Genomic DNA, 24,174 nt, shown 5'->3' with positions numbered 1-24,174 from the left:
CCACCGACAATCTCGCGGCGATCGTGCCCGCGCCGCTCAGCGCCCCGCCGGCTTGCGGCTGGCGCTCAGTTCGCGGGCCATCGCCACGAAGCCGCTGACCGCGATGGTCTCGGCGCGGCGGGTCGGATCGACGCCGGCGGCGGCCGCCAGCCGCGCCGGATCGACGCCGAGCGGCTTCAGGCTCTGCCGCAGCATCTTTCGGCGCTGGCCGAAGGCTGCGGCGGCGACCTGCTCCAGCGTCCTGCGGTCGCAGGGCTCGGGATTTTCGCGCGGCACCAAGCGCACCACAGAGGAGGTCACTTTGGGCTGCGGCACGAAGGCGGCCGGCGAAATGTCGAACAATAGCTTGGTCTCGGCGCGCCAATTGGCGAGCACCGCGAGCCGGCCATAGGCCTCGTCGTCCTGCCGCGCCACGATGCGTTCGGCGACCTCGCGCTGAAACATCAGCACCATGGCGTCGTACCAGGGCGGCCACGGCTCCAGGCTGAGCCAGTCGATCAACAGCGCGGTGGCGATATTGTAGGGCAGGTTGGCGACGATCTTCGCCCGCGCGCCGCCGAGCAAGGGGCGCGGATCATAGGTCGTGGCGTCGGCGCAGACGATCTCGAGCTGGCCGGGATAATGCGCGGCGATTTCCTGCAGCGCGCCGAGCGCGCGTTCGTCGCGTTCGATCGCGATCACCTTGGCGGCGCCGAGCGCCAGCAGCGCCCGGGTCAGCCCGCCGGGGCCGGGGCCGACCTCGACCACTGTGGCGCCGTCGAGCGGCCCTGCGGCCCGCGCGATCCGGGTCAGCAGGTTGAGGTCGAGCAGGAAGTTCTGGCCAAGCGATTTGCGCGCCGACAGCGCGTGGCGCTTGATGACGTCGCGCAGCGGCGGCAGGTCGTCGACGCCGCTCATGAAGGCGGCAACGGCGCGGCCATCCGCGCCGCCAGCCGCAATGCCTCGATCAGGCTGGAGGGATCGGCGCGGCCGCTGCCGGCGATGTCGAAGGCGGTGCCGTGATCCGGCGAGGTGCGCACGAACGGCAGCCCCAGCGTGACGTTGACGGCGCGATCGAACGCCAGCGTCTTCACCGGGATCAGCGCCTGGTCGTGATACATGCACAGCGCGCAGTCGTAGGTCGCGCGCGCGGCTTCGTGGAACATGGTGTCGGCGGGCAGCGGGCCGCGGGCGTCGATGCCGTCGCCGCGCAAGATCTCGATCGCGGGCGCGATGATGCTGTGCTCCTCGCTGCCGAGGCCGCCGTTTTCGCCGGCGTGCGGATTGAGCCCGGAGATCGCCAGCCGCGGCGCGGCGATCTTCATGTGGCGCTTGAGGGCGTCGGCGACGATCCGCGCCGTCGACACGATCAGTTCGGTGCTCAGTTGCGCGATTGCCGCGCGCAGCGGCAGATGGATGGTCACCGGCACCACGGCCAGCGTCTGCGACCACAGCATCATCACTGGCTGCGGCGCCGGCCCCTCGCCGCGCCCCAGCTCGGCGAGGAATTCGGTGTGGCCGGGATGTTTGAAGCCGGCCTGATACAACACGCTCTTGGCGATCGGATTGGTCACCACCGCGGCGGCGTGGCCTGCGACGACGTCGGCGACCGCCTGGCGGATCGCGCCGATCGCGGCCGGTGCGCTGCTGGCGTCGGGGTGGCCCGGCGTCGCGGTGACGCGGTGGCCGGTGCCGACCACCGGCAGCGCCTCGGCAAAGCGTGCTGCGGCCTGATCCGGCGTGACGTCCGCCAACTGCACCGTGAGGCCGAGCGCCGCGGCGCGGGCCTGCAGGAAATCCCGGTCACCGAGCAGATAGAAGGCGGGAATCTGCGATTGCGCGCGGCCGAGCCACGCCGCCAGCGCAATGTCCGGGCCGATGCCGGCCGGCTCGCCAAGCGTCAGCGCCAGCGGTTTGCTCAGCACGCGCGTGGTCCTGTCTTGCCGAGCGCAAGCCGCGCGGCCTCTGGCGAAATGCGGCGTGCCGACACTAGCGGTACTCGATCATCGCCGCCTTGCGGACGTCGCGCAGATAGGATTTCGATTTGGCGTCGAACTTCTCGGCGAACATCTTGTCGCGAATCTCGCGCTTCTTCGGGGTATCCGCGGTGGTCGGCTTGCGGGCGCACAGCGCCACCATCTCGACGCCCTGCTTGGTGACTTCGGGCGCCGTCAGGTGGCCGATCGGCGTCTTGTCCAGCACCTCGCGCAGCACCTGCGGGATGTCCGCCGAGGTCTTGGTAACGGTGTCGCGGATCGCGGCGTTCTGCATCGACTTGAACAGGTCGTTGGCCTCCTCGCAGCTCTGCACCCGGTTGCGCAGCGCCTCGGCCTCCTTCATGCGCAATTCACGCGCCGCGGGAGCAGCGGTGCGCGGCACGATCAAGACGATCGGTCGCATCTGATATTCGAAGCTGTCGCCCTGGGTCTTGTCGTCGCCGCCGACCGCGGCCTGAACTTCCTTTTCGCCGACCAGAAGGCTGTCCTTGAAGCGGCCGCGGACCAGGCTGGTCCAGACCATTTCGGCGCGCATCCGGTGCCGCAAGGTCTCCGCCCGTATGCCCTGGGCCTCGAGCGATTTGGTCAGCGCCTCCGGCGTCATCCGCATCCGCGAGCCCATATTGGCGAAGGCGCCGTCGATGTCGGAGGCGCTGGGGTCGATGCCGAATTTCTTGCCTTCGCGGATCTTGACCTTCTCGTTGATCAGTTCGTCGATCACTTCCTGCCGCGACGGGCTCTTGTGGGTCGACAGCGCCATCAGCTTGGAGCGCTGCTCGATGTCGTAATTGGTGATCGGCTCGCCATTGACCATGACCGCGACGGTCTGCGCGCGCGCCTCGGGAGCGCGGCCGATCGCCAGCAGGGCGATGGCGCAGCACAGCGCCAAATGGAACAGACGGAGGGGAGGGCGTGCGGTCATGTCAGGTCTGCCATGGGGCGGATCGAGATCCATAATTCTGCTACCGCGCGGCCGGATTCCCCGGATGCGCGGCGCCTCGTTTGTTATTGGCCGATCAGACCGTTCGTGGCGCCCGACACGCTCTGGGAGAACGCCGTGGTGCCGATCGTTCGCAACCCGATCTGCAGCATGATGGAATGGCTAAGTGTGGGCGCCACCAGCGCACTGGTCGAATAAGAATACGCCGTCACGTAATTCAGCCCCAGCACGAAGCAATCGTCCACGTAACCCGCGCCGACGATGTACTGGTCGATCTTGTTGGCTTCGAGATCCCAGCGCGCGCCGCCCGACACCACCCAGTTCGAGGCGAGCTTGATCGAGCCGGTTCCCAGAATGCCCTCGCGGCGGGTCAGGAGGCCGAGATCCGGCTGCGCGGCGTAGTCACCATAGGTCAGCGCCACCGACCAGCGGTCGAAGCTGGCGCTGCCTTCGGCCTCGAACCGCTGCACGTTCATCGAGGCTTCGTCGAACCGCGCCCGGGTGGTGAATTTGAAGGTGCTGTTCGGCGAATACGACGCCCGCGCCACATAATCCGAGCGCGGCTTGTCGAGGCCGGAGTCGAGGCCGGTGTTGATCAGGTCGGCCACGGCGTAGGAGTTCATACCGAACAATTGGTAGGATTGCCCGAACAGCACGTTCACCGACCCGCCGCGATCGAACTGGGTGGTGGCCTGAACGCCGACATTGGCGCGGCCGCCGCCCTCGACCCGGTCGTAGCCGGAGAATTTGTTGACCTCGAACAGGTTGTCGGCGCCGAACACCATGCTCTGGGCGTCTTCGTTCGGCAGCTTGCCGGCATAGGTTTCGTTGGGGCGGACGATGACCTGCGCGATCGGCTCCACCGTGGTGGTGCCCCACGGCTGCACGTTGATGAACGGATAGCGATATTCCAGGCCGACCGTCGGCATCACCCGCAGCGCCTGGGTGTCGCCGGTGGCGATGAAGTTGGAGACCCCGGGCTGGTTCGAGATCGAGGAATCGATCGCGTCGACTCGCAGCGAGGCGAACGGCGTCCAGATCTGGCCGTAGGGATCGGTGTAGGACCGCCGCCACTGCGCCTCGGCGCTGAACCGCGTATAGGTGCCGGGAATGCCGCGCAGCAGGCAGTTGTTTCTGAGATTGGCTAACTTGTCGGCGGACATCTGCGCAATCGAACTAGTGCTGCACAAATCCTGCTGAGTCGAAGCAGCGGCGGCCGTCAGCGCATCGAAATCCGCGCTCTGCCGGTTGAGACTGGTCAGGTTGGTCTTGAAGCTGACCTCGCCGCCGAGAATCGGCCGGTTGAACACGTTGGCGTAATCGATGACCGGCAGCACCACCGGGATCTGGCTCTGCACGTCATAGCCGGTGAAGCCCTGGAAGTAGAACGCCCGCGCATCGAAATAGCTGCGGTTGCCGACCCCGGTCAGATACAGGTCCGAGGTCGCCTCGTTGGACTGGCTGAGGAAGGTGCCCAGCGTGTCCTTGTACTGCGCCAGCCGGTAATCGATGAAGAAGGTCTTGTCGGTCATCAGGACGCCGTCCCAACCCCAGACCCATTTGTCGTTCAGCGCGAACTGGCCCTTGGTGTCGATGGCGCCGCGGAATTCGCGCTGCCCGGGGGTGCCGATCAAGGCGCTGCTGTCGGGATTGAGCTGATCGATGCCGTAGGCACGAATCTGGTAGGCGCCGTCCAGCAACCGCTGGCGGAATTCGCCCTGCATCAACACGCCCTGGGTGGTGGTGTAGCGCGGCGACACGGTGAAGTCGTAATCCGGCGCCAGCGCCCAGTAGAACGGCACTTCGAAGCCGGAGCCGAATGCCGAGCTTGAGAGATAGATCGGCATCAGGAAGCCGGTCTTGCGCTGCACGGTGGGGTCGGGCGTCGAGAAATACGGCAGATAGGCCAACGGGACGCCGAAGAATTCGAGCTGGGCGTTCTCGAAATACAGCATCTTGTCGTTTTGATCGTGGATGATGCGGGCGCCCTTGACCTGCCACAGCGGCGGCTTCTTGGGATTGTCGCGGCACGGCGCGCAGGCGGTGTAGACGCCGTTCTGGAACACGTTGTAGGCGCCGTCGGTGCGCTCCGCCCGCGACGCCGCGATCCGCGTCTGGTTGGCGGTGTCGACCCGCAGCGAATCGACGAAGCCGTCGCGGTAGTCGTCGCTGAGATCGAGCTGGTTGGCGTAGGTGATTTTGCCGTCCGCGTCGGTCATGCGGACATTGCCTTCGGCCTGCAGCCGCTTGGTCTTCTGGTCGTAGACCACCCGGTCGGCCTCGACGGTGGTGCCGCCATAGAACATCTGCACGTTGCCGACCGCCGACACCCGCGAGTTGTTGTAGTCGTAATCGACCTCGGTCGCCTGAACCAGCATCTGGCCGGTGTCGGCGGTGGGCGGCGCCTTGGGGCGCACCGGCGGCTGATTGAAGGTGAAACTCTGGGCGGCCGCGGGCGTTGTCAGCACGACGCCGAACGCCGTGGACAGCACGAGAGCGCCGAACGCGCTCAGCATCGCGGACATGACAAGGCGACTGCGGCGCGCCACACGGCGCGGCCGCACAATCAAACGCCTTTGCGGGAGGGCGGCGACCACTATCCGTCCTCCTGGTGCAGCAAGGCTAAAAAACCAGCGAGACTTCCCACGCACACAGGGAGCCACGCGGCAGCAAGCGGATGCATTAACTCGGCCTTGCTCAGATCTTCGGTTACTTTCGACAGGATATAGAGCAGAAAGCCTGCGCCCACGCCACTCAAAACCATCTTTTGAACACCGCCAAAACGGAAGAATCGCAAGCTAACAGAAGCGGCTAGCATCACCATAGCGGCAAGAAGAAATGGCCGTGCCAGAAGCTTATGAAACTGCAATCGGTAGCCCGCCGTGGCGAATCCTGAGCTTTCCGAGGAGCGGATATAACCCGGAAGTTGCCAAAATGACACAGTCTCCGGAGTGGAGAAGCTGTTGCGCACCTGCGCCAGCGTCAGCGTGGTCGGCAGCAGGAACACGTCCTGATCGACCGGCGGGCCGTCCAGCGTGTAACGGCGCAGATTCTTGAACCGCCAGAAGCCGGGCTCCAGCGTCGCCTCGCGGGCCTCGATTCGCTCCTTGAAGGAGAAGTCCGGCTCGAACCGGAACACGCTCAACCCGGTCAGCAGCGCGCCCTGCTGCTGGCTGCGCGCGGCGTTGATGATGGCCTGGCCCTCGCTGGTGACCTGATTGATCCAGAACCCGCTGGCGTCCTGCAGGCTGCCGGAGGAATCGCCGAACATCTCGGCTTCCATCTGTTTGGCGCGCTCCTGCATGTTGGCCGACATCGGGTTGAACACCACGGTGGCCAGCACTCCGAGCCCGAGCGCGCTCCACAGCGCCGGCGCCATGAACTGCCAGGCCGAGATCCCGGCGGCGCGCGCCACCACCAGTTCGAGTCGCCGCGACAGCGCCAGGTAGCAGGTCATCGCGCCGATCAGGATGCAGAACGGCATCAGCCGCTCCAGCAGTTGCGGCACCCGGTACACCGAGGTCTGCACGATCAACAGCGCCGAGATCGACGGCCGTCCGCCGGCGCGGCGCAACAGGTCGATGTAATCGACGAACACCAGGAGCACGAACAGCCCGGCAAACACCGCCAGCGCCGCGGTGACGAACCGCGCGGCAAAGTAGCGATTGAGCGTGGTGGCGATCATGCGCGGGGCCCCGTCATGACGGCAACGGCCGCAGGCGCAGCCGGGCGATCGAGGCGTTCAGCGCGTTGATCAATTCCAGCAATCGCGCCGGCGGTTCGATCACGACGTTGCGGGCGATCACCCACAGGCTTGCCGCCAGCGCCGCGCCGAGCAGCAGATATTGCGCCGCGGCCACCGCCGGGGTGCTGCTGGTCAGGATCGAGCAGGCAAAGCCCGCCAGCCGCACCACGAACACCGCGGCAATCGCCCCGGTCATCGAGAAGTTGCGGCTCTGCCGCGTGGTGCGCGGCAAGCCGAGAAACGCGAAGGTCAGGGCCGCGAACACGAACGGATAGATCGGCGCCAGGATACGGTCGTGCATCTCGGCGCGAAACTGATTGGGCAGCCGGGCAAACAGCGTGTCGTCGGGCTGCGGCCACAGCAGTTCCCACAGATAGCGCTCGCGGATGCCATAGGTGACGTCGCGCGCCTTGGAAAATTTCGACATGTCGAAGGCGTAGCGGCCGAACGCCACCAGCGCCGGGTCCTGCTTGCCGAGTTCGAAGCGTTGCAGCGTGCCGTCTTCGAGCACCAGGAACGAGCCGTCGTCGTTCTTGAGCACGGTGCCGTGGTCGGCGATGATGCTGACCCGCTCGTTGGGATCGCGGCGGTCGTCGATGAACACGCCGACCAGCACGCCGCCGGGTTGGCGTTCGCGCACCCTGATCGTCAGATTGGTCTCGAGTTGCGAGAACCGGCCGGGCTGCAGAATATTGGCCAGGATGTCGGCGGTGATTTCGCTGTCCCAGCGGTTGATCCGGCGCAGGCCCTCCGGCGCCACATAGGCGGAGATGAAGCCGACCAGAATCGCCACCACCACCGCGGCATACATGAAGGGCCGCACCAGCCGCAGCGGCGACAGCCCCGCGGCGTTCATCACGATGATTTCCGAATCGTTGGCCAGCCGGTTCAAGGTGTGGGCGACCGCGATCATCAGCGCCACCGGGGCGATCACCAGCACCAACACCGGCACCGCCATGCCGGTCAGCCCGACAAAGGTCAGGATGGTCTGACCCTGGCTGGTCATCAGGTCGATTCCGCGCAACGCCTGGGTGATCCAGATCACGCCGGTGAGGCTGGCCAGGACCACCGCAAACGACGTCAGCGTCGTGCGGAAAATGTAGCTGTCGATTGACCCCATCGCTCCGCACGATCCCAATTCCGCCGCGATGCTGCGTCTGCACCGCCCGAATCCCCGCAAACCAGTCTCCCGCCGCCGTCAGGCGCGTCCCCATCCCCACTGCATCATTACCATGTGTCTGATCCGTCAACAAAATGGCTGAGGCATGGCGCCTTGCCGGGATGGTTAATGTTTCCCGGATGTGTCCCCAAGGCCACGCTTTACGGTTTCGCCCCGTGTTTCCGGGTGGATATCCGAGGTCACGGGTTTGCGATGGCGGCCAGAGGGAGGCAGGCGGCGCTCTCGGCAGCATGGGGTTGGCAGCATGGGGAATGACGCGTCATAGTGTGAGTCATCCCGCGCCGGATCCGAACCGACGATTCCGCGACCCGCTTGTCCGGATCTTCGCCTCGACCGTCATTTTTGCCCAAGTTTGGAGGATTGCCCATGCCCGACGTCGTCAACGTTGGCTTCGTTCCGATGGCCACGAGCGCGCGCGGCGTGCTGTTCGTGTTTTGCGATGACACGCTGAAATTCGGCCCCGACACCGTGAAGGCACTGGGAACCGCGGCGGGTGCGGTGAAGCGCGCCGCGGCGACCAGCCAGTTCAAGGGCAAGAGCGGCTCGGCGCTGGATATCCTTGCGCCGGAAGGCCTGAAGGCGACGCGGCTGGTGGTGATCGGGGCGGGCAAGCTCGCCGCCATCAAGGACCACGACTTTCTCAAGCTCGGCGGCGTGCTGGCCGGCAAGCTCGGCGGCGGCAAGGATGCGGTGACGGTGATCGCGGAATTGCCGGGCGGCGCCATGACCCCGGCGCAGGCGGCCTCGATCGCCGCCGGGGTTCGGATGCGGGCCTATAAGTTCGACCGCTACAAGACCAAGAAGAAGGACGGCGAGGACACGCCGCTGAATGCCAGCGTCACCATCGCGGTGCGCGACGTCGCGGCGGCGAAGAAGGCGTTCGCGCCGCAGAACCACGTCGTCGACGGCGTGATCATGGCCCGTGAACTGGTCAACGAGCCGCCGAACGTGCTGTATCCGGTGGAATTCGCCCGCCGCGCCAGCCAGTTGCGCAAGCTCGGCGTCGCCGTCGAGGTGCTCGACGTGGCGGCGATGAAGCGGCTGAAGATGGGCGCGCTGCTCGGCGTGTCGCAGGGCTCGACGCAGCCCGGCCGCACCGTGATCATGCGCTGGAACGGCGGCAAGAAGGGCGAGCAGCCGGTCGCCTTCGTCGGCAAGGGCGTGTGCTTCGACACCGGCGGCATTTCGATCAAACCGTCGGGCAGCATGGAAGACATGAAGGGCGACATGGGCGGCGCCGCCTGCGTGGTCGGGCTGATGCATGCGCTGGCGGCGCGCAAGGCCAAGATCAACGTGGTCGGCGCGATCGGCCTGGTCGAGAACATGCCGGACGGCAACGCGCAGCGGCCCGGCGATATCGTCACCTCGATGTCGGGTCAGACCATCGAGATCATCAACACCGACGCCGAAGGCCGCCTGGTCTTGGCCGACGTGCTCTGGTACGTGGCCAAGAAGCACAAGCCGAAATTCATGGTCGACCTTGCCACGCTGACGGGGGCGATTCTGGTCGCGCTCGGCACCGAATATGCCGGGCTGTTCTCCAACAACGATCAGCTCTCCGAGCGGCTGACCGAAGCCGGGCAGGCCACCGGCGAGCGGGTGTGGCGGCTGCCGATGGGTCCGGAATACGACAAGATGATGGACTCGCAATTTGCCGACATGAAAAATGCCGGCGCCCGCCATGGCGGTTCGATCACCGCGGCGCAGTTCCTGCAGCGCTTCGTCGACGATACGCCGTGGGCGCATCTCGATATCGCCGGCACCGCGATGGGCGCGCCGAAAACCGACATCAACCAGAGCTGGGGCTCCGGCTACGGCGTGCGGCTCTTGGATCGGCTTGTTGCGGATTATTACGAGTCCAAATGACCGAAGTGCTGTTCTACCATCTGCAGAATTTGACGGTGGAAAAGGTGCTGCCGTCATTGCTGGAGAAATCGCTGCAACGCGGCTGGCGGGTGGTGGTGCAGGCCACCACCGAGGAGCGCGCCGACGCGCTTGATACGCATCTGTGGACCTATCGTGACGATTCGTTTCTGCCGCACGCCACTTGGCGGGTGGCCGACGCCGCGCAGCAGCCGATCCTGCTGACCGTCGACGAGGCCAATCCGAATGGCGCCAAGGTGCGGTTTCTGATCGACAATGCGGCGTTGCCCGCCGACATCGCGACGTATGACCGGCTGGTGCTGGTATTCAACGGCGACGACGACGATTCGGTGGCGATGGCGCGCGCGGCCTGGACGCAGAGCAAGGCGCAGGGCTTTGCGGTGATCTACCGCCAGGCCGACGGCGCTGGCGGCTGGCAAAGCCGGGAATAGCCGGCGCCGCCGATAGCGAGCGTCACTAAACGATGCTACCTTCCGGCCGGCGATGAACTTGCCGACGGTCACGGTCGTGCCGTAAAGGGATGGTTGGACAACCGCTTAAGCCGCTGGATGGGACAAACTTGACCGTGCGACAGAAAATCACTCCTCGCAACGCCGTGCTGGTGTTGTGTCTGGGCGCCCCGTTGCTCGGCGGCTGCGCGGCGACCTCGGATATGTTTTCCTCGGATCTGCTGTCGCGCGACGCCGAATGGTTCTCGCGGCCGGGCCGGGTGTTCATCAAGAACGTCTCGATCGAAACCCCGCCGCTGACCCCGGACAAGCCGGTGTCGCCGGAGGATCTGATCAGCGCCGACGGCATGTGTCCGGGCATGACGCCGCCGGCCGATGCCAACGCTTTGACCGAGGGGGCCGCGCCGCAGCCGTCGCGGATCGGCGTGGTGGCTTTGGGTCACACCGAATGCGACGTGGCGCGCGGCGCCGGCGCGCCGGACAATGTCAGCCTGTCGACCAATCCGCGCGGCGATCGCGTCGCGCTGTTGACCTATTCGCGCGGCCCGCGCGCCGGCCTCTACACCTTCACCGCCGGGCGGCTGACCTCGATCGAGCGCGTCGCCGAGCCGGCGGCGCAGCCCAAGGCCGCCAAGCCGAAGGCGAAGAGGCACGCCGCGACGTAAAGATATCCGGACCGCTTGATCTGATCAGCGCGGTTGTTCGGGCTCATTACGCTTCGCAAATATTTGCCGCCTGATGGCGCTTTGCAGATATTTGCCGCTTGCATTCCAGTTTAACGCCGTCATTCCGGGGCGCGTGCGGCGTAAGCCGCAAGCGAACCCGAAATATCGCAACGCGTGGCGGAGCGTTGCCCGCGTAGCAAGAGTCTGGGGTCGCTCGTTCTGACGAACGCGCGCCCCGGAATGACGGTCGCGTTTTTGATTAGGCGTCTGAACAACGACAGCGACAGCTACCGACGCCCGAACGCTGTCACCCTTGCGCCTGGTCGTAGGACGTGCTCGCCGCCAGCCAGCTTTCCTCGGCCTTCTGCAACGCGGCTTCGGCGCCGGCGCGGGCCTTGCTGAGTTGCGCGGCCTGTTTCGGATCTTTCTTGAACAGATCGGGCAGCGCCAGCGCGGTGTCGAGCTTGGCGATGATGCCGGTGATGCGTTCGATCTCCTGCTCGGCCTCGGCGATCTGCTGCTTCAGCGAGGGCTTCTTGTCGGCCTTGGCGCGCGCCGGTTTGCTACCGCGATCGCCGCCGCGCTCCTGCGCATTGGCGGCGCGGTCGCGCGCGCTCGACCGCAGGCCGCGCGATGACAGCACCGAGCGGCGATAATCGTCGAGGTCGCCGTCATAGGGCGTCACCTTGTGATCGGCCACCACCCATAACTGATCGGCGCAGGCCTCGATCAGATAGCGGTCGTGCGACACCATGATCACCGCGCCGGGATAGTCGTTGATCGCCTCGGCCAAGGCGGCGCGGCTGTCGATGTCGAGATGGTTGGTCGGCTCGTCGAGGATGATCATGTTGGGACCGAAGAAGGTGGCGAGCCCGAGCAACAGCCGCGCCTTCTCGCCGCCCGACAGACTCTTGACGATGGTGTCGCCGGCCTTGCCGGAAAACCCGAGCGCGCCGGTGCGGCCGCGGATCTTGGTCTCGGTGGCGTCCGGCATCAGCTTGCGGACGTGGTCGTAGGGCGAGCCGTCTTCGTTCAATTCATCGAGCTGATGCTGGGCGAAGTACGCGATCGCCAATTTGTCCGCGCGGATCACCGAGCCGGAGAACGGCGCCAGCCGGTTGGCGAGCAGTTTCACCAGCGTCGATTTGCCGTTGCCGTTGGAGCCGAGCAGCGCGATGCGGTCCTCGGTATCGATCCTCAGCGTGACGTGCTTCAGCACCGGGTGCTTCTTGTCGTAGCCGACGGTGACATTGTCGACCGCGATGATCGGCGGCGACAGGATTTTCTCCGGCGCCGGGAAGTGGAATTCCTTGACGTCCTGCGTCACCAGCGCCGACACCGGCTTCATCCGCTCCAGCATTTTCACGCGCGACTGCGCCTGGCGCGCCTTCGAGGCGGTGGCCTTGAAGCGGTCGACGAAGGACTGCAGATGCTTGCGCTGGGCCTCTTGGCGCTTCAGGTTCTTGGCGTCGAGCGCTTCCTTGTTGGCGCGGAATTCCTCGTAAGCCGAGTACGTGCCCCGGTAGTGCACAAGCTTGCCGCGGTCGAGATGCAGGATCTCGTTGACCGAAGTATCCAACAGGTCGCGGTCATGGCTGATCACGATCACGGTGCGCGGATAGTTGGCGAGATGGTCCTCGAGCCACAGCGTGCCTTCGAGATCGAGATAGTTGGTCGGCTCGTCGAGCAGCAGCAGATCCGGCGCCGAGAACAGCGTGGCGGCGAGCGCCACCCGCATCCGCCAGCCGCCGGAGAATTCCGAGCAGGACCGCGCCTGATCGGCGGTGGAGAAGCCGAGGCCGGAGAGGATCGCGGCGGCGCGCGCCGGGGCGGAATGCGCGTCGATGTCGACGAGCCGGGTCTGGATCTCGGCAATCCGGTGCGGATCGTGCGCGGTTTCGGCCTCGATCAGCAGTGCGTCGCGTTCCAGATCGGCCTTCAGCACCACTTCGAGCAGGCTCTCCGGGCCGTTCGGCGCTTCCTGGGCGAGGCTGCCGATCCGCCAGCGCGGCGGCAGCGCGATCGAGCCGGTCTCGGTCGGCAACTCGCCGCGGATGGCGTGGAACAGGGTGGATTTGCCGGCGCCGTTGCGGCCGATGAAGCCGACCCGGGCGCCCGGCGCGATCTGCGCGGTGCCGTGATCGATCAACAGCCGTCCGGCAAGCCGGATCGAGATTTCATTGAGTGAGAGCATGGCGCGTTGTGACCGGCTCCCCGGTCAAACGCAACCCCGCAGCGCGGCGGCGACGGGTCAGTCCTCGGCGTCGCGGCGGCGCATTTCGGCGACCAGCTGCGCCAGCCGGTCCGGCAACTTGGGATTTTCGAGCGGCATGCTCTGCTGCAGCTTCTCGCCGATCGCCTTGCAGATCGAACGGCTGGTTCGCCCGTCGAGTGGTTCGTTGTTGCTGGCAGTCGGCATCGCTGGTTCCACTATCACGTTGTCGTCACAGCATTAAGTCGGTGCGTCTGCAATGGTTTCTTCGCCCGGGGATTGCACGCGGATTAGGTAAAAATTGAATAAACATTGGCCGCTCTTGTGCACCGAGCGAGGAATAAACTCGCCCTTGCCCCCGAAACCGGGGCAAGGGCGGTCAAAATTGCTCGGCTGCGGCGCGTTGTCCAGGCCGTGTTGTTCAGGCCGCGTTGTCCAAGCCGCGGCTGCGGGAGGCTTGAGGCCAGGGTCAGCGAAGGCGCCCGCCCGGCGGCTTGCCGTTCCGGAACGGCGCCGATATAAGCGCCGCACCTCTCCAAAGCTCAAAAACACCGTATCTCAAGGACACGACATGGCCATTGAACGCACCTTTTCGATTCTCAAGCCCGACGCCACCGCGCGCAATCTGACGGGCGCGATCAATGCCCTGATCGAGCAGGCCGGTCTGCGGATCGTCGCGCAGAAGCGCATCCGCATGACCCGCGAGCAGGCCGAGACCTTCTACGCCGTGCACAAGGCGCGGCCGTTCTTCGGCGAACTGGTCGACTTCATGATTTCCGGCCCGGTGGTGGTGCAGGTGCTGGAAGGCGACAACGCCGTGCTGAAGCATCGCGACGTGATGGGCGCCACCGATCCCTCGAAGGCCGCCGACGGCACCATCCGCAAGCTGCACGCCAAGTCGATCGGCGAGAATTCGGTGCACGGCTCCGACGCCGCGGAAACCGCGGCGGTCGAAATCGCGCAGTTCTTCTCCGGCAACGAAATCGTCGGCTGATCGATCGCAACTCACCATCACGCCAGGCATTGATCGACTTCTGCCTGGCGTGATGCTATGCCACGGCCCGTGAGGTGACGGTGGACTGGCTGCTCCATATTTTTGATTCCGCGACGATCGGAACCCTGAGCGGCCAGTTCCACAGCGAGATGCAGCAGCCGGCGTTCTGGCTCGCGGTCGGCAAAATCATCTGGATCAACATTCTTCTGTCCGGCGACAACGCGCTGGTGATCGCGCTCGCCTGCCGCGCGCTCGATCCGCGGCAGCGGGTGTGGGGCATGGTGCTCGGCGCCGGCATCGCCGTGGTGCTGCGGATCATCTTCACCGGCATCGTCGCGACGCTGATGGGGCTGCCCTATCTCAAGCTGATCGGCGGGCTGATCCTGATCGTGATCGCCGCCAAGCTGCTGGTTCCGGACGAAGAGGACGAGAACAGCATTAAGGCTGCGGCGCATCTGTGGCGCGCCGTCGAGATCGTCGTGGTCGCCGACATCGTGATGAGTCTCGACAATGTGATCGCGGTAGCCGCGGCCGCCAATGGCAGCGTTCCGCTGCTGATCCTCGGCCTTGCAATCAGCATCCCGCTGATCGTCGCCGGCGCCGCGCTGATCATGCTGGTGCTGAACCGACTGCCGATCCTGGTGTGGGCGGGGGCGGCGTTGCTGGGCTGGATCGCCGGCGACATCATGGCGACCGATCCCGCGGTGCAGCCCTGGCTGCAGCGGCTGTTGGACGGCCAGATCGGCATCAATCTCGACCTGACCTCGGCGTGGTTCGGCGTCGCGCGGCATCTTGCCGGCGTCGAAAATCTCGGCGAGTTTTCGCTGTCGCTGGCCGGCGCCATCGTGGTGCTGATCGCCGGCACGCTGTGGCGGCGCTCCAAACTGCGCGCGGTCGCGGTGGACGCTGCCCGGATCGATCCGGCCTGAGCAGCCGCCAGAGCGCCGGCCGGGCCGGCGCGGCTTCGCCGCGAGGCTTGCGAATACCGGCGTTTCGTGTTGCAATCGCTTCACAATCGGAGTTAGGCCGTTCGACTGTGCGTTTCACGACCCAGAAAACAAGCAGACATCGGGAAGCCGGTTTGTGGCGCGGCACGCATGAAGCGTGGCGCGTCTTTTTCGTCGTGGGTGTTTTTGCGGCAAGGTGGGATCCGGCTTGCCGGCGGAAAATGCTCTCAACTCGACCATGAGGATGCGCGCCGTCTGATCGCAACGCCGGAATCCACTTTTGCGAGCAAGCGCGCTGGAGGAGACAGACGATGCAGAAAGGCACCGTCAAGTGGTTCAACCCGACCAAGGGCTACGGCTTCATTCGCCCGACCACCGGCGACAAGGACGTGTTCGTCCATATCTCGGCGGTCGAGCGCGCGGGACTTAGCACCCTCAATGAAAATCAGACGATCGAATATGAGCTGGTGGAAAATCGCGGCAAGACGTCCGCGGAAAACCTGAAGGTCTCTTAAGCTCCCCCATCGCGCAGCGCGTCGCGAGCACGGCCCCCGGCGCGCAGCCGGGGGTTTTTTGCTACGGACCGGTCGTCGCGACGAGGTCGATGTCGACGCCGACCGCAAACGCCACATAGGCGTCGCTGTTCCAGGCATTCTGTCCGACCCCATAGGCGTTGCGCAGCAGATCGACGTGGCCTTTGGCGTGGGCGACGCCGTCCTGCACGTCGAGCGTAAACGGCAGGACCAGATCGTGGCTGATGCCGCGCAGCGACAGCGTGCCTTGCGCCTCATAGGCGTTGCCGCCCTTGCCAACGAAACGCTTGGCCTCGAAGGTCGCGGTGGGGAAGCGGGCGACGTCGAACCAGTCTTCGCCGGGCAAAGCCTGGTCGCGCTGCTTGTCGCCGGTGCTGGCGCTGCCAAGCTCGATGACGATGACCGCATGTCCGCCGTCGGGTGCTGCGGGATCGAAATCGATCGTGGCCTGATAGCGGCCGAACTTGCCCTGAAAGCGTTCGCCGGTCTGCGTGCCGGAAAACCCGATCTGGCTGCGCGCCGGATCGACCTTCCAGCTCGCCGCCTCGGCGACGTTGCTGACAACGACGCCGAACGCGGCCACCGCGAAGATCCGCGCGGTTTTCGCAACTCCGATCATGTCGGCGTCCTTTCCGAATGTGCGCCGTCCGGCGCGGTTTCGCCCGGCTTCACGACCGGCAGCATCCGATGCAGCACGTCGTCGCCGACGACAAAATGATGTCGCAGCGCCGCGGCGCTGTGCAGCAGAATCAGCGCGATCAGCACGAATGCGCCGTAGGCGTGGATATTGTCGAACACCGCGGCCCAGCGCGCCTTGTCGGCCAGTTGCGGCAGCAGCGGCAGGTCGGGCCAACTCCATAGCCCGAACAGCACGGTCGGAATTCGCAGCGGCGAGACCGAGACCAGTGCCCAGCCGGTCAACGGCAGCCCGATCATGAAGAGATAAAGCAACGAATGGCTGCCGGCGGCGGCCCGGCGCTCGAGTTGCGGCATGCGGTCCGGCAACGGCGGTGGCCGATGCCTCAGCCGCCATAAGATCCGTAGCACCACCAGGCCCAGCACGCTGACGCCGATCGATTTGTGCAGCTGGTAGAGCTGGAATTTGGTCGCTGCCGCGATCGGCGCGTGTGCCATCGTCAGGCCGACGACGATCAGCGCGACGATGAGGGCGGCGATCAGCCAATGCAGGCCGATCGCCACGCCGGTATAGCGAGAACGGGTCATGGCGCGACCGCGGTCTGCAGCGGTCAGCTCTGCTTTTCGAAGGCGGCGCTGATGGTGATATCGACCTCGTCGCCGATCAGCGGCACGTAGGTCTTGACCCCGAAATCGCTGCGCTTGAGCGAGCCGGTGAGGTCGAAGCCGACGGTGACCTTCTTGCTCAGCGGATTGACCCCGGCGCCATGCAGCTTGGCGGTGAGCGTCAGCGGCTTGGTCACGCCGTGCAGCGTGAAGTTGCCGGTCACCTTGGCCTCGTTCGGGCCGCTGGGGGTGACGCTGGTGGCCTTGAAGGTGATCTTCGGATGCGCCTTGGCGTCGAGCCACTGGTCGCCCTTCAATTCGTCATTGAGCTTGGCGACCGGCGTATTCACCGAGGCGGTCGGCACGGTGACGTCGAAGCTGCTCTTCGCCGGCGCCTTCGGATCGAGCTGCAGCGTGCCCGAGACGTCGCTGAACCGGCCGCGGAAATTGGTGAAGCCCATATGGGAGACACCGAACTCCACCTGGGTGTGAGCGGGGTCGACGGCATAGGTGCCGGCCTCGACCTGCGGAGCCGCGGCGGTTTGCGCCAGCGCCGGGACGGTGAAGGCCAAAGTGGCGGCCAGGACGGGCAACAGCAGAGGTCGTATCATGAAAATAGCTCCTTTTTGCAAGTTGACCGCGTTTAGCCTAGGAGTTTGCCCGAAAATAGAGAAAGAGTTTAGCTTAGGATGATCTATAGTTTCGATCATGTCCGACGCGCTCACGCTCGACCAGATCCAGCTTCTGCTTGCCGTGGTGGATCACGGCAGCTTCTCCGGCGCCGCGCGAAAACTCAACCGCGCGCAATCGGCGGTGACCTATGGCATTCAAAAGCTGGAGGCGCAGCTCGGCGTGGCACTGTTCGATCGCTCCAGCTATCGGCCATCGTTGACCGAAGCCGGACGCGCGCTGTTGCCGCGGGCTCGGCGCATCATCGAGGAAACCGCCGCGCTGCGCGATCAGGCGCAGGGGCTGGCGGGCGGGCTGGAAGCCGAGCTGACCGTGGTGATCGACGCGATGTTTCCGATGCCGCGGCTGGTCGAGGCGCTGCGCGCCTTCACCGCCAAATTCCCCACGGTGCCGCCGCGGATTTACGTGCAATCGATGGGCGCGGGGGCGGAATTCGTGCTCAACGGCACCTGCATGATCGGGCTATTGTCGCTGGTGTTCAGCGATACGGCGGGGTTGACGCATGTGCCGCTGCTCACCGTGCAGCTGTTGCCGGTGGTGGCGCATGATCACCCGCTGGCGCGGCTCGAGGGACCGATTGCGACCGACGTCATCCGGCGGCATCTGCAACTGGTGCTGACCGATCGTTCGGCGCTCACCGAAGGGCGCGATTACGGCGTGCTGTCGGCGCAGACCTGGCGGGTGGCGGATCTCGGCACCAAGCACGCCATGCTGCTGGCGGGGCTCGGCTGGGGCAGCATGCCGACGCATCTGGTGGCGGATGATGTGCAAAGCGGCCGCCTCAAGGTGATCCATCCCGCCGAGTTCGACGTCCGCACCGCGAATCTGGTGATGGGCGCCGCGCATCTGGCGTCGCGGCCGCTCGGCCCGGCGGCGCTGTGGATGATGCGGCATTTTTCCGAGACCGCGGCGGCGGAGGCCGGCAGCGCCGCGGGCTGACGCGGGAACACCGGCGGCGCGGCCGGTCGGGTCAATGCGGCGGCGGAACGATCAGGCTATCGTCGCAGCTCTGCAACGTCGCCAGCCGGCAATAGTTGCCGTCGAGCCGGGCGCCGTCCGAGGCCACCAGCCGCAGCGCTTCCGGATAGATCCGGTGCTCCACGGCGAGCACCCGCGCGGCGAGGCTGTCGGCATCGTCGTCGTCGCGCACCGCGACCGCGCCCTGCATCACGATCGGTCCGGCGTCGGTCTCCGGAATCACGAAATGCACCGTGGCGCCGGAAATCTTGACGCCTGCGCGCAGCGCCTGGCCGTGCGGGTCGAGCCCGGGAAACGACGGCAGCAGCGAGGGGTGGATGTTCAGCATCCTGCCGTGCCAGCGCTGCACGAATTCGGCGGTGAACAGCCGCATGAAGCCGCCGAGGCAGATCAGTTCGACGCGATGCTCGTCGAGCGCCTGTTGCAGCTTGGCCTCGAAGCCGGCGCGGTCCTTGCCGAACGGCTTGCTTTCCACCACCACGGTCGGAATGCCGGCCTGTGCGGCGATCGCCAGCCCGCCGGCGGTCGGCGTGTTGGACACCACCGCGACGATGTCGGCGGGAAAGTCCGCGTCGGCCGAGGCGGCGTCGATCAGCGCGGCCATGTTGGAGCCGCGCCCGGAAATCAGGAGGGCAACCCGACGCTTCACGGCGCTCACCACGCCAGATCGAGATGGCCGCTATAGACCACGCGGTGCTCGGCCGGGGCGGCGATGACTTCGCCGAGCAGGCAGACGGTTTCGCCGGCTTCGGTGAGAATCTCGCTGACCTGTTCGACCGCGTCGGCCCTGACGATGGCGATCATGCCGATGCCGCAATTGAAGGTGCGCAGCAGTTCGAGTTCGGCGATCCCGCCCTGTTCGGCGAGCCATTTGAACACCGGCAGCACCGGCAGCCGCGGCAGGTCGATGCCGACGCCGAGATGCGCCGGCAGCACCCGCGGGATGTTGTCGGTGAAGCCGCCGCCGGTGATGTGGGCGAGGCCCTTCACCGCGCCGGTCTCGCGGATCGCGCGCAGGCAGGATTTCACATAGAGTTTGGTCGGGGTCAGCAGCGCGCCGCCCAGCGTCATCACCGGCGAGAATGGCGCATTGGCGTCGTAGCCGAGCCCGGAGCGCTCGACGATTCTGCGCACCAGCGAGAAGCCGTTGGAATGCACCCCGGAGGAGGCGAGCCCGAGCACCGCGTCGCCGGCGGCGATGTCCTTGCCGGGCAGCAGCGTGCCGCGTTCGGCGGCGCCGACCGCAAAGCCCGCCAGATCGTAATCGCCGTCCTTGTACAGACCGGGCATCTCCGCGGTCTCGCCGCCGATCAGCGCGCAGCCGCTATCGCGGCAGCCCTCGGCGATGCCTGCGACGATCGCCGCGGTGGCCTCCGGATCGAGCTTGCCGCAGGCGAAGTAGTCGAGAAAGAACAACGGCTCGGCGCCCTGCACCACGAGGTCGTTGACCGACATCGCCACCAGATCGATGCCGATCCCGGTGTGCAGCCCGGCCTCGATCGCGATCTTGACCTTGGTGCCGACGCCGTCGGTGGCGGCGACCAGCACCGGATCCTTGAAGCCCGCGGCCTTCAGATCGAACAGCCCGCCGAAACCGCCGATTTCGGCGTCGGCGCCGGGGCGGGCGGTGGCCCGCACCAGCGGCTTGATCAGATCGACGAGGCGGTTGCCGGCGTCGATGTCGACACCGGCGTCGGCATAGGTGAGGCCGTTGTTGCGGTCGGTCATAGCCTGTCCTGGGGCTGCTGCGCGAAGCCGTTCCGCCGGTGCGCGAAACGGCTCGACTGATTAACCATAACGCCGCGCAAGGCCGGACGGGAACCCCGGCCGGCCGCGGGCCTTGTAATGCCGGGGCTGGTTACGTCGGATTACGCCAACGTGCAATGGCTCGCGTGGCCAGGTTATATTATGTAGACAGCATGCAGACCCCGGTCGCCAGAGTTCAGTCGCGTGTTGGCAGTGAGGCCGGGAGCCGGAATCGTCGCGTGAGCATCCCCAACATCATTACCCTCGGCCGCATCCTGCTGGTGCCGGTGATTGTCTGGGCGATCGCGTCCAACCAAATGGAGATCGCCTTCGCGTTGTTCATCGTCGCCGGCGTCAGCGACGCGGTCGACGGTTTCCTCGCCAAGCGGTTCAATATGGCGAGCGAATTGGGCGCGCTGCTCGATCCGCTGGCCGACAAGGCGCTGCTGGTGTCGATCTATGTCTCGCTGGGAATCGAGAGCGCGATCCCGCGCTGGCTGGTGATCCTGGTGGTGTCGCGCGACATCATGATCGTCGGCGCGGTGATCGTGTCCTGGGTGTTCGGCAAGCCGATGCCGATGAAGCCGCTGATGGTGTCGAAGCTCAACACCGTGGCGCAGGTCGGGTTCGCGGCCCTAATTCTGGCGGCGCTCGGATTCGGGTTCTCGCCGGAGCCTTATGATCTTGTTCTCATGGGCCTGGTCGCTGTCCTGACCCTGCTTTCGGTGGCCTTCTATCTCGTGGAATGGACCAAACACATGGGCAGCATCGAGCGCAGCCATTAGAGCTGTTGCGGGTCTGATGGATCAGAACCGGAGCTCTCGATTGATGTTTTGACGCGTTTTCTTCGCGCGAACCGGGATCCACTTCGCTCGGAAACGCTATAGTGTGAACGAAGGCCGGTCTCCGGCCTGCATGGAGTCATCGCGTGGTAGCTCGCGTTCAACCTCGTCAACTGGCCTTGGCGTTGCCGCACGCCGAAAGCCTGTCTCGCGACGATTTCCTTGAAGGTCCGGCCAACAGCGAAGCCCTGACGCTGATCGACCATTGGCCCGACTGGCCGAACCGGGTGATGCTGCTGATCGGCCCGGAAGGCTCCGGCAAGAGCCATCTGTCGTCGATCTGGGCGGAGCAGGCCGGCGCCCGCGCCATCACCGCGCACGCGCTGAACTCCGCCGCGGTGCCCGGCGCGCTGGCGACCGGCGCGCTGGTGGTCGAGGATCTCTGCCCGCCCGCGATCGACGAGCGGGCGCTGTTTCATCTGCTCAATCTGGCGCGCGAGGATCAGGCCTATGTGCTGATCACCTCGCGGCTGGCCCCGTCGGCGTTCCAGATCGAATTGCGCGATCTGCGCTCGCGGCTGCGCGCGGTGCCGGTGGTGACGCTGCAGCCGCCCGACGACCAGTTGTTTCGCGCGCTGATCGTCAAATTCTGCGCCGACCGCCAGATGAGCGTCGACGAGAGCCTAGTCAGCTTTCTCGCCAACCGGATCGACCGTTCGTTCGCGGCGGCCCGGCAGGTGGTGGAGCGGCTCGACACCGAGGCGCTGCGACTCGGCCGGCCGGTGACCCGGGCGCTGGCTGCGGAACTATTGCGCGACATCTGAGTCGTTGCCGGCCGAGTCATTGCCGGCCCAGCGGCATCTTGCCCGCGCCACGCCGCTTGACGCGGTGCGCGGCAGGTCCCCCAATGTCAGAAAACTGTCACGACAATCAGCGAAGGTCCGCGGCCGATCCCGGGTCGCCCCAAATCATTGAATTCAAACGGATTGATGAACTGATGAGCTTGTCGCAAGCGATTGCTATCGAAGAGAAAAACGGGGAAACCGAACCGGCTGCGGTGATTGCGACGGGCCCCGAACGGTTCATCAATCGAGAACTGTCCTGGCTGCATTTCAATCGCCGGGTGCTCGAGGAAGCCGTCAATCCCAGCCATCCGGCGCTGGAGCGGGTGCGATTCCTCTCGATCTCCGCCAATAACCTTGATGAATTCTTCATGGTCCGGGTCGCCGGTATCAAGGCCCAGGTGCGCGAAGGTATCACCGAACGCAGCCCCGACGGGCTGTCGCCGGCCGAGCAATTGGTGCTGATCAACGAAGCGGTGTCGCGCCTGGGCAACGACCAGCAGGCGATCTGGCGCGGCCTGCGCGGCATCCTCGGCGACGTCGGCATCGCGCTGCTCGACGGCCGCGACGCCACCAAGCAGGAGCGGGCCTGGATCGAGGACCACTTCCTGCACAACATCTTTCCGCTGTTGACGCCGCTGGCGATCGATCCGGCGCATCCGTTTCCGTTCATCCCGAGCCTCGGCTTCACCATCGCGCTGCAACTGGCGCGGGTGAAGGACGGCAAGCCGATGAATGCCTTGATCCGCATGCCCGGCAGGATCGACCGCTTCATCCGGCTGCCGTCGTCCGGCAAGGACGGCGTGGTGCGGCTGATGACGCTGGAGCAGGCCACCTCGTTGTTCATCGGCAGGCTGTTTCCCGGCTACGTGGTCAAGGGCCAGGGCGCGTTCCGGGTGATCCGGGATTCCGAACTGGAAATCGAGGAAGAGGCCGAAGATCTGGTGCGGCTGTTCGAGACCGCGCTGAAGCGGCGGCGCCGCGGCTCGGTGATCCGGCTCGAGGTCGAGGCCACCATGCCGGAGGAATTGCGCCACTTCGTGCAGCGCGCGCTGCCGGCCTCCGACGACGAGGTGCTGCTGGTCGACGGCGTGCTGGCGATGAACGAGTTGTCGCAATTGACCAGGCTCGACCGCCCCGACCTCGAATTCACGCCTTACGTGCCGCGGCATCCGGAGCGGGTGCGCGACCACGGCGGCGATATTTTCGCGGCGATCCGGCAGAAGGATCTGATCGTCCATCACCCTTACGAATCCTTCGACGTCGTGGTCCAGTTCCTGCAGCAGGCGGCGCGCGATCCCGACGTGGTGGCGATCAAGCAGACGCTGTACCGCACCTCGAACAATTCGCCGATCGTGCGCACGCTGGCCGAGGCCGCCGAGGCCGGCAAGTCGGTCACCGCGCTGGTCGAACTGCGGGCGCGGTTCGACGAAGAGGCCAATATCCGCTGGGCGCGCGATCTGGAACGCGCCGGCGTGCAGGTGGTGTACGGTTTTCTCGAATTGAAGACCCACGCCAAGCTGTCGCTGGTGGTGCGCCGCGAGGGATCCAGCCTGACCACTTACGTGCACACCGGCACCGGCAACTATCATCCGGTCACCGCGCGGATCTACACCGATCTGTCCTACTTCACCTCCGACCCGACCATCGGCCGCGACGCCGCGCGGGTGTTCAACTACATCACCGGCTACGCCGAGCCGAGCGACATCGAGAAGATGGCGGTGTCGCCGCTGACCTTGCGCAAATGCATGCTCGACCACATCCACGGCGAAACCGCTTTTGCCAAACACGGCAAGCCGGCGGCGATCTGGCTGAAGATGAATTCGCTGGTCGATTCCGAGATCATCGACGCGCTGTACGAGGCCTCCAAGGCCGGCGTTTCGGTGGAACTGGTGGTGCGCGGAATCTGCTGCCTGCGGCCCGGGGTTCCCGGGCTATCGGAGAACATCCGGGTCAAGTCGATCATCGGCCGCTTCCTCGAGCACGGCCGGATCTACTGCTTCGGCATGGGCCACGGCCTGCCGTCCGCGAGGGCGGCGGTGTATATTTCCTCGGCCGACATGATGCCGCGCAACCTCGACCGCCGCGTCGAGGTGCTCTGTCCGTTGCAAAATCCCACGGTACACCAGCAGGTTCTGGAACAGATCATGGTGGCCAATCTGAAGGACACCGAGCAGAGCTGGCAGTTATTGCCGGATGGATCGTCAACGCGTATGAAGGCCGCGAAGGGCGAGGAGCCGTTCAACGTGCATAATTATTTCATGACCAATCCGAGTCTGTCAGGCCGTGGAAAGTCGCTCAAGGAATCGTCGCCGCGCAGGCTCACCCGCAAGGCGGAGCGGCAGCACTCGTCCTAGGACGATCACGTG

General features: G+C 65.6%; 23 protein-coding genes. 10 read left to right on the top strand and 13 right to left on the bottom strand.

Annotation, left to right across the window (positions count from 1 at the left end; all coding sequences use genetic code 11):
• Positions 1 to 36: 36 nt before the first annotated feature.
• From rsmA to lptF, 6 genes are all read right to left on the bottom strand, one after another.
• Positions 37 to 897 (bottom strand): 16S rRNA (adenine(1518)-N(6)/adenine(1519)-N(6))-dimethyltransferase RsmA, encoded by an 861-nt coding sequence (gene rsmA, locus VGC77_RS03260; protein WP_331170126.1) that lies wholly within the window; start codon positions 895 to 897, stop codon positions 37 to 39.
• A complete protein-coding gene (gene pdxA / locus VGC77_RS03255) occupies positions 894 to 1,901 on the bottom strand; it encodes a 4-hydroxythreonine-4-phosphate dehydrogenase PdxA (RefSeq protein WP_331170138.1) in 1,008 nt (335 codons plus the stop codon). Before pdxA ends, rsmA begins: the two co-directional genes overlap by 4 nt.
• 67 nt (positions 1,902 to 1,968) lie before the next feature.
• Positions 1,969 to 2,898, bottom strand: coding sequence for a SurA N-terminal domain-containing protein (locus VGC77_RS03250; protein ID WP_331170125.1), 930 nt, complete (start codon positions 2,896 to 2,898; stop codon positions 1,969 to 1,971).
• Positions 2,899 to 2,981: 83 nt separating this feature from the next.
• A complete protein-coding gene (locus tag VGC77_RS03245; RefSeq protein WP_414709600.1) occupies positions 2,982 to 5,513 on the bottom strand; it encodes an LPS-assembly protein LptD in 2,532 nt (843 codons plus the stop codon).
• Positions 5,513 to 6,601 carry an LPS export ABC transporter permease LptG gene (gene lptG / locus VGC77_RS03240; protein ID WP_331170124.1) on the bottom strand — a complete coding sequence of 363 codons (1,089 nt, stop codon included), beginning with the start codon at positions 6,599 to 6,601 and terminating at the stop codon, positions 5,513 to 5,515. Before lptG ends, VGC77_RS03245 begins: the two co-directional genes overlap by 1 nt.
• A 13-nt stretch (positions 6,602 to 6,614) precedes the next feature.
• Positions 6,615 to 7,781: an LPS export ABC transporter permease LptF gene (gene lptF / locus VGC77_RS03235; RefSeq protein ID WP_331170123.1), complete on the bottom strand. Its 1,167-nt coding sequence runs from the start codon at positions 7,779 to 7,781 to the stop codon at positions 6,615 to 6,617.
• Positions 7,782 to 8,207: 426 nt separating this feature from the next.
• Between lptF and VGC77_RS03230 the strand changes: the two genes are divergently transcribed.
• From VGC77_RS03230 to VGC77_RS03220, 3 genes are all read left to right on the top strand, one after another.
• The gene (locus VGC77_RS03230) at positions 8,208 to 9,707 is read left to right on the top strand and encodes a leucyl aminopeptidase (RefSeq protein ID WP_331170122.1); all 1,500 of its coding nucleotides are present in this window, start codon (positions 8,208 to 8,210) and stop codon (positions 9,705 to 9,707) included.
• Positions 9,704 to 10,156, top strand: coding sequence for a DNA polymerase III subunit chi (locus VGC77_RS03225; protein WP_331170121.1), 453 nt, complete (start codon positions 9,704 to 9,706; stop codon positions 10,154 to 10,156). Before VGC77_RS03230 ends, VGC77_RS03225 begins: the two co-directional genes overlap by 4 nt.
• A gap of 134 nt (positions 10,157 to 10,290) precedes the next feature.
• Positions 10,291 to 10,839 carry a hypothetical protein gene (locus tag VGC77_RS03220; protein ID WP_331170136.1) on the top strand — a complete coding sequence of 183 codons (549 nt, stop codon included), beginning with the start codon at positions 10,291 to 10,293 and terminating at the stop codon, positions 10,837 to 10,839.
• Between the two features lie 307 nt (positions 10,840 to 11,146).
• Here the strand turns inward: VGC77_RS03220 and VGC77_RS03215 are convergent, their stop codons facing one another.
• Both VGC77_RS03215 and VGC77_RS03210 read right to left on the bottom strand, forming a co-directional pair.
• Entirely contained in the window at positions 11,147 to 13,033 is a 1,887-nt protein-coding gene (locus VGC77_RS03215) for an ABC-F family ATP-binding cassette domain-containing protein (RefSeq protein WP_331170120.1), read from the bottom strand.
• A 57-nt stretch (positions 13,034 to 13,090) separates the two neighbouring features.
• Positions 13,091 to 13,258, bottom strand: a complete 168-nt coding sequence (locus VGC77_RS03210; protein WP_331170119.1) for a hypothetical protein — start codon at positions 13,256 to 13,258, stop codon at positions 13,091 to 13,093.
• 364 nt (positions 13,259 to 13,622) lie between these two features.
• Here VGC77_RS03210 and ndk point away from each other — a divergent pair, with 364 nt between their 5' ends.
• From ndk to VGC77_RS03195, 3 genes are all read left to right on the top strand, one after another.
• The gene (gene ndk / locus VGC77_RS03205) at positions 13,623 to 14,045 is read left to right on the top strand and encodes a nucleoside-diphosphate kinase (protein ID WP_331170118.1); all 423 of its coding nucleotides are present in this window, start codon (positions 13,623 to 13,625) and stop codon (positions 14,043 to 14,045) included.
• 80 nt (positions 14,046 to 14,125) lie between these two features.
• A complete protein-coding gene (locus tag VGC77_RS03200; RefSeq protein ID WP_331170117.1) occupies positions 14,126 to 14,974 on the top strand; it encodes a TerC family protein in 849 nt (282 codons plus the stop codon).
• 329 nt (positions 14,975 to 15,303) lie between these two features.
• Positions 15,304 to 15,507, top strand: a complete 204-nt coding sequence (locus VGC77_RS03195; protein WP_331170116.1) for a cold-shock protein — start codon at positions 15,304 to 15,306, stop codon at positions 15,505 to 15,507.
• Positions 15,508 to 15,568: 61 nt separating this feature from the next.
• Here VGC77_RS03195 and VGC77_RS03190 read toward each other — a convergent pair whose 3' ends face one another.
• The 3 genes from VGC77_RS03190 to VGC77_RS03180 are packed head-to-tail and all read right to left on the bottom strand — an operon-like array spanning position 15,569 to position 17,378.
• Positions 15,569 to 16,144, bottom strand: a complete 576-nt coding sequence (locus VGC77_RS03190) for a YceI family protein (protein WP_331170115.1) — start codon at positions 16,142 to 16,144, stop codon at positions 15,569 to 15,571.
• Entirely contained in the window at positions 16,141 to 16,749 is a 609-nt protein-coding gene (locus tag VGC77_RS03185; RefSeq protein WP_331170114.1) for a cytochrome b, read from the bottom strand. The genes VGC77_RS03190 and VGC77_RS03185 overlap by 4 nt, the downstream gene beginning before the upstream one ends.
• Before the next feature lie 23 nt (positions 16,750 to 16,772).
• On the bottom strand, positions 16,773 to 17,378 hold the full coding sequence (locus VGC77_RS03180) for a YceI family protein (protein WP_331170113.1): 606 nt from the start codon (positions 17,376 to 17,378) through the stop codon (positions 16,773 to 16,775).
• Positions 17,379 to 17,475: 97 nt separating this feature from the next.
• On the opposite strand from VGC77_RS03180, the gene VGC77_RS03175 reads away from it, so the two are divergent.
• Entirely contained in the window at positions 17,476 to 18,396 is a 921-nt protein-coding gene (locus VGC77_RS03175; protein WP_331170112.1) for a LysR family transcriptional regulator, read from the top strand.
• Between the two features lie 31 nt (positions 18,397 to 18,427).
• Here VGC77_RS03175 and purN read toward each other — a convergent pair whose 3' ends face one another.
• Together purN and purM are read right to left on the bottom strand one after the other, a co-directional pair.
• A complete protein-coding gene (gene purN / locus VGC77_RS03170; RefSeq protein WP_331170111.1) occupies positions 18,428 to 19,084 on the bottom strand; it encodes a phosphoribosylglycinamide formyltransferase in 657 nt (218 codons plus the stop codon).
• 5 nt (positions 19,085 to 19,089) lie between these two features.
• Positions 19,090 to 20,163, bottom strand: a complete 1,074-nt coding sequence (gene purM / locus VGC77_RS03165) for a phosphoribosylformylglycinamidine cyclo-ligase (RefSeq protein WP_331170110.1) — start codon at positions 20,161 to 20,163, stop codon at positions 19,090 to 19,092.
• Between the two features lie 257 nt (positions 20,164 to 20,420).
• On the opposite strand from purM, the gene VGC77_RS03160 reads away from it, so the two are divergent.
• The 3 genes from VGC77_RS03160 to VGC77_RS03150 all read left to right on the top strand — a co-directional run bounded on the left by VGC77_RS03160 (position 20,421) and on the right by VGC77_RS03150 (position 24,162).
• Positions 20,421 to 20,966, top strand: a complete 546-nt coding sequence (locus VGC77_RS03160; protein ID WP_331170109.1) for a CDP-alcohol phosphatidyltransferase family protein — start codon at positions 20,421 to 20,423, stop codon at positions 20,964 to 20,966.
• Between the two features lie 143 nt (positions 20,967 to 21,109).
• Positions 21,110 to 21,787 (top strand): DnaA ATPase domain-containing protein, encoded by a 678-nt coding sequence (locus VGC77_RS03155; RefSeq protein ID WP_331170108.1) that lies wholly within the window; start codon positions 21,110 to 21,112, stop codon positions 21,785 to 21,787.
• 173 nt (positions 21,788 to 21,960) lie between these two features.
• Complete coding sequence (locus tag VGC77_RS03150; RefSeq protein WP_331170107.1) at positions 21,961 to 24,162, top strand: RNA degradosome polyphosphate kinase; 2,202 nt, start codon at positions 21,961 to 21,963, stop codon at positions 24,160 to 24,162.
• Positions 24,163 to 24,174: the final 12 nt, after the last annotated feature.

This window comes from Rhodopseudomonas sp. (genome assembly GCF_036404135.1).
Classification (GTDB): Bacteria; Pseudomonadota; Alphaproteobacteria; order Rhizobiales; family Xanthobacteraceae; genus Rhodopseudomonas_A.
This window is presented reverse-complemented; position numbering and strand designations above follow the sequence as displayed.

Coding starts and splice junctions, on each gene's coding strand:
- rsmA (WP_331170126.1), bottom strand. CDS start 897: ATGAGCGGCGTCGACGACCTGCCGCCGCTGCGCGACGTCATCAAGCGC.
- VGC77_RS03250 (WP_331170125.1), bottom strand. CDS start 2,898: ATGACCGCACGCCCTCCCCTCCGTCTGTTCCATTTGGCGCTGTGCTGC.
- lptG (WP_331170124.1), bottom strand. CDS start 6,601: ATGATCGCCACCACGCTCAATCGCTACTTTGCCGCGCGGTTCGTCACC.
- lptF (WP_331170123.1), bottom strand. CDS start 7,781: ATGGGGTCAATCGACAGCTACATTTTCCGCACGACGCTGACGTCGTTT.
- VGC77_RS03230 (WP_331170122.1), top strand. CDS start 8,208: ATGCCCGACGTCGTCAACGTTGGCTTCGTTCCGATGGCCACGAGCGCG.
- VGC77_RS03225 (WP_331170121.1), top strand. CDS start 9,704: ATGACCGAAGTGCTGTTCTACCATCTGCAGAATTTGACGGTGGAAAAG.
- VGC77_RS03215 (WP_331170120.1), bottom strand. CDS start 13,033: ATGCTCTCACTCAATGAAATCTCGATCCGGCTTGCCGGACGGCTGTTG.
- VGC77_RS03210 (WP_331170119.1), bottom strand. CDS start 13,258: ATGCCGACTGCCAGCAACAACGAACCACTCGACGGGCGAACCAGCCGT.
- ndk (WP_331170118.1), top strand. CDS start 13,623: ATGGCCATTGAACGCACCTTTTCGATTCTCAAGCCCGACGCCACCGCG.
- VGC77_RS03195 (WP_331170116.1), top strand. CDS start 15,304: ATGCAGAAAGGCACCGTCAAGTGGTTCAACCCGACCAAGGGCTACGGC.
- VGC77_RS03190 (WP_331170115.1), bottom strand. CDS start 16,144: ATGATCGGAGTTGCGAAAACCGCGCGGATCTTCGCGGTGGCCGCGTTC.
- VGC77_RS03185 (WP_331170114.1), bottom strand. CDS start 16,749: ATGACCCGTTCTCGCTATACCGGCGTGGCGATCGGCCTGCATTGGCTG.
- VGC77_RS03180 (WP_331170113.1), bottom strand. CDS start 17,378: ATGATACGACCTCTGCTGTTGCCCGTCCTGGCCGCCACTTTGGCCTTC.
- VGC77_RS03175 (WP_331170112.1), top strand. CDS start 17,476: ATGTCCGACGCGCTCACGCTCGACCAGATCCAGCTTCTGCTTGCCGTG.
- purM (WP_331170110.1), bottom strand. CDS start 20,163: ATGACCGACCGCAACAACGGCCTCACCTATGCCGACGCCGGTGTCGAC.
- VGC77_RS03150 (WP_331170107.1), top strand. CDS start 21,961: ATGAGCTTGTCGCAAGCGATTGCTATCGAAGAGAAAAACGGGGAAACC.